Origin of the sequence: Lamprobacter sp. (assembly GCF_034860625.1) — a bacterium.
GTDB lineage: Bacteria > Pseudomonadota > Gammaproteobacteria > Chromatiales > Chromatiaceae > Lamprobacter.
The window spans coordinates 1-3,797 of sequence record NZ_JAYESN010000268.1 but is presented as its reverse complement, the minus strand read 5'-3'; the positions used below and the strand labels follow the sequence as shown (position 1 = coordinate 3,797).

Annotated in this window: 4 protein-coding genes; 3 read left to right on the top strand and 1 reads right to left on the bottom strand. The window is 62.4% G+C overall.

Translation table 11 applies throughout. The annotated features are described in order from the left end of the window. Positions 1–145: 145 nt before the first annotated feature. Positions 146–385, top strand: coding sequence for a hypothetical protein (locus tag VBE63_RS25800; protein ID WP_323685865.1), 240 nt, complete (start codon positions 146–148; stop codon positions 383–385). Positions 386–487: 102 nt separating this feature from the next. Further along, positions 488–2,722, top strand: a complete 2,235-nt coding sequence (locus tag VBE63_RS25795) for a bifunctional (p)ppGpp synthetase/guanosine-3',5'-bis(diphosphate) 3'-pyrophosphohydrolase (protein ID WP_323685864.1) — start codon at positions 488–490, stop codon at positions 2,720–2,722. A 45-nt stretch (positions 2,723–2,767) separates the two neighbouring features. Here VBE63_RS25795 and VBE63_RS25790 read toward each other — a convergent pair whose 3' ends face one another. Further along, positions 2,768–3,124, bottom strand: coding sequence for a BCCT family transporter (locus VBE63_RS25790; RefSeq protein ID WP_416274685.1), 357 nt, complete (start codon positions 3,122–3,124; stop codon positions 2,768–2,770). A gap of 133 nt (positions 3,125–3,257) precedes the next feature. Between VBE63_RS25790 and VBE63_RS25785 the strand changes: the two genes are divergently transcribed. Continuing rightward, a partial coding sequence (locus VBE63_RS25785; protein ID WP_323685863.1) for a dTDP-glucose 4,6-dehydratase occupies positions 3,258–3,797 on the top strand: 540 nt, incomplete at its 3' end.

Below are 3,797 nucleotides of genomic sequence, written 5' to 3'. Positions count from 1 at the left end.
AAGGGGTTCCTCACGCCCTGCCCGCCACGATTCAGCACAGGGCCAATGATGCGAAAGGGAATCTGGTTTCTCGGGCGCAGGTTGGCGACGATGCAAAGTTTTACCAAGAAAAAGAAGTGAAGCAAAAGATTCGAGAAGCAACACAATGAAAGAAAGCGCAAGATATTTAAAAATTGTTGAATGGTCAGATGAAGATCAATGCTTTATTGGCCAATGCCCTGGTGTTATCGGCCCGTGCTGCCATGGAGAAAATGAAAGAGAAGTTTATTCAGAGCTTTGTGAAATAGTAGATGAATGGCTAGATTTATGGAAAAAAGAAGGAAAACCATTGCCGCCATCAACCTATGGTCGAGGCATTGCTCAAAAATTGGCTAACGTAGCCTAACAAACTGGCACTGAGGAAAGCGGTCGGGCCGTGCTTGGCGTTAGGCTAAACCAAGGCCCTTGGCTGGCAATCTGAGCCGCGATCGCGACCCGAATAGCTCCCATGGTGACGTCTACAACCACCCTCCCCGCCGCCGAGATCGATGACCACAGCGCCGCCGCGCTCTGGCTTGATCGGATTCCGGCCCATTATGGCGAGCAAGACCGCGCGCGCATCGCCGAGGCCATCGCGCTGATGCAGCGCTGCGTCGGCGATGAGCTGCTCGAGACCGGCGAGAGCGCGGCCCGACATCGACTCGGCACCGCCGATATCCTCATGGCCCTGCGTTTGGATGGCGACACCCTCTGCGCCGCGCTACTGAGTGGCTGCATCGGCCACGCCGAGATCGACAGCCAATTGCTCGATCAGCGCTGCGGCGCCAGCATCGCGCGCATGGTTGAGGACCTTGGCCGCATCGCCCAGCTCGCCGAGTTGGAACCAGAGGCCAGCGGCACTGGCCGCGATAAGCCGCGCGAGCATGCGCGCCGCGAGGAAAACCTGCGGCGCATGCTGCTGGCCATGGCCAAAGACGTGCGCACCATCCTCATCGTGCTCGCCGAGCAGCTGCATCTGCTGCGCGCAGCCAAAGCGTTGCCGCGCGAACGCCAACAGGCACTGGCCGAGGACACCAAACGCCTCTATGCCCCACTGGCCAATCGGCTCGGCGTCTGGCAACTGAAGTGGGAGCTCGAGGACTTGGCGCTGCGCTATAGGCAACCAGACGAATACCAGCGCATTGCCCGGCTGCTGCGCGAGCGCCGCGATGAGCGCCAGCAGTACATCGCCAGCGTCATCGATACCCTACGACAGGAGTTCGCGCGCATCGGGCTCGAGGCGAGCATCAGTGGGCGGCCAAAGCACATCTACAGCATCTGGCGCAAGATGCAGCGCAAGAGCGTCGATATCGATGGCATCTTCGACCTGCGCGCGGTGCGCATCATGGTTGAGACCGAGGATGACTGCTACAGCGCGCTAAGCGTGGTGCATAGCCTCTGGCCGTACATCCCGGACGAGTTCGACGACTACATCTCCAAGCCCAAGGGCAATCTCTATCGTTCGCTGCACACCGCGGTCACCGGCCCCGATGGCAAGGTCCTGGAGGTGCAGATCCGCACCCAGGAGATGCATCAGCACGCCGAGTACGGCATCGCCGCGCATTGGGCCTACAAGGAGGCCGCCGGCCATGATGCCGCCTTCCAGCGGCGCATCGTGCTGATGCGCAACTGGCTGGAGAGCACGCTCGAGACCGAACCGCCGCATGAGCTAGCGGCGAGCATCTATGTGATGACCCCGCAGGCGAAGGTGGTCGAGCTACCGCCCGGCGCCACCCCGCTCGACTTCGCCTATGCGATCCATTCCGAGGTCGGCCATCATTGCCGTGGCGCGCGTGTCGATGGGCGCATCGTGCCGCTGACGCATAAACTCGCCAATGGCGAGACGGTCGAGATCATCACCCAGAAGAACGCCACGCCAAGCCGTGACTGGCTGAGCATCCACCAGGGCTATCTGACCACCGCGCGGGCACGCAATCGGGTGCGCCAATGGTTCAAGCAGCAGGATTACGACCGCCACCTGGCCGAGGGCCGCAACCTGCTCGACAAGGAGCTGACGCGACTCGGCATCGAGGCCAAGCCGCCGTTGGAGCAGCTCGCGGAGCGCTTCAATCTGCAGCGCGGCGACGATGTGCTGGCGGCGATTGGGCGCGGCGATCTCTCGGTCGGCATCGCCGCGCGGCAGGTCGGTGAGCCGCGCCATGATCGTCACGACCGGCGCGAGCTGCCGAGCGAGGCTGAGCAGGCGGTACAGATCGCCCTGGGTCGGCGCAAGCGCCCGGCGCATGGGCGACCCGAGGTGGTGGTGGCCGGGGTGCCGGACCTGATGACCCAGATCGCCAGCTGCTGCCATCCGGTGCCCTATGATCCGATCATCGGCTTCATCACCCGCGGCCGCGGGGTGGCGGTGCATCGCGCCAACTGCCCCAACATCAGCCACCTCAGTGATGATGAGCAGGAACGGCTGATCGAGGTCGAATGGTCCGATCAGCCCGATCATGCCGCCTATCCGGTCGACATCGTCATCATCGCCGCCGATCGCCGCGGGCTACTGCGCGACGTCTCCTCGGTGTTGGCCGACGAGGATGCCAACGTGATCGCCACCGAGACCCAGACCGATGCCACCAATGATCGCGCCAGCATGCGTTTTCGGGTCGAGGTCAGCAACGTTGATCAGCTCGAGCAGCTCTGCGCCAAGCTGCGCCAACTGACCGATGTCATCGAGGTCCGTCGCAGCGACCGTTGACAGCCGGCCCCCGATGCACTCGAGAGGGGCAGCCAAAGGCTCCATTCAGTCGCGGTGCACCGGGCGAAACAACAGCCAGGCGATCCAGATCAACATCGCAGTTCCCAACAGCGACATGATCGATGCCGCCGGCGAGGGGTTGGTCAGCGGGGTACCGACCAACTCGCCGAGCCCCGCGCGAATCTGCAGGGTTCCCATGGTCAGCGTAAACGCAAGCCGCGCTGCCTCAGCGGGCATGCCAGGGGGATCACGGAAGTGATAGAGCGGCTCGGCCACGCCCCAGAAGATGAGGCCCGCGCCCATGCCGCCGGCAAACAGCATCGCAATCCACGACAGGGTTGAAAACTCGGGCTCCTCGTCGTCTTTGCCGAGCTTTACGCCACCGTAGGGTCCGAAAGCCATTTCAACGATCATGTCGTCGGACAAGCACTGATCGTCAAATTCGATCCGCTCGAGACAGACAGGCAGGCAGGCATGAAGCCCAAGCCTGAGGTGGTATCATCTCCGCCTTGTTCAGGAAGGCCCCTATCTCACCATGCGCACTCTCCTCGTTACCGGCGGCGCCGGCTTCATCGGCGGCAACTTCGTGCATCTGAAGATGCAACAAGGCGCCGATCGAATCATCAATCTCGACAAGCTCACCTACGCCGGCAACCCGGACACGCTGGCCGAGTTTCGCGATGATCCGCGGCACGTTTTCATGGAAGGCGATATCGGCAACCAAGCCTTGGTTGGCCACCTGCTGAGCGAATATCAGGTCGACGCGGTGGTCAACTTTGCCGCCGAGAGCCATGTCGATCGTTCGATCGACGGCCCCGCCGCCTTTATCGAGACCAATGTGCTCGGCACCTTTAGCCTGCTCGACAGCGCCAAGGTCTATTGGAACGCCCTCGATGCGAGTCGGCGCGAGGCCTTCCGCTTCCTGCATGTCTCGACCGACGAGGTCTATGGCTCGCTCGGGCCAAGCGGCCAATTCACCGAGACGACGGCCTACGCGCCGAACTCGCCCTACTCGGCCTCCAAGGCCGCTTCGGATCATCTGGTGCGTGCCTGGCATCACACCTACGGCCTGCCG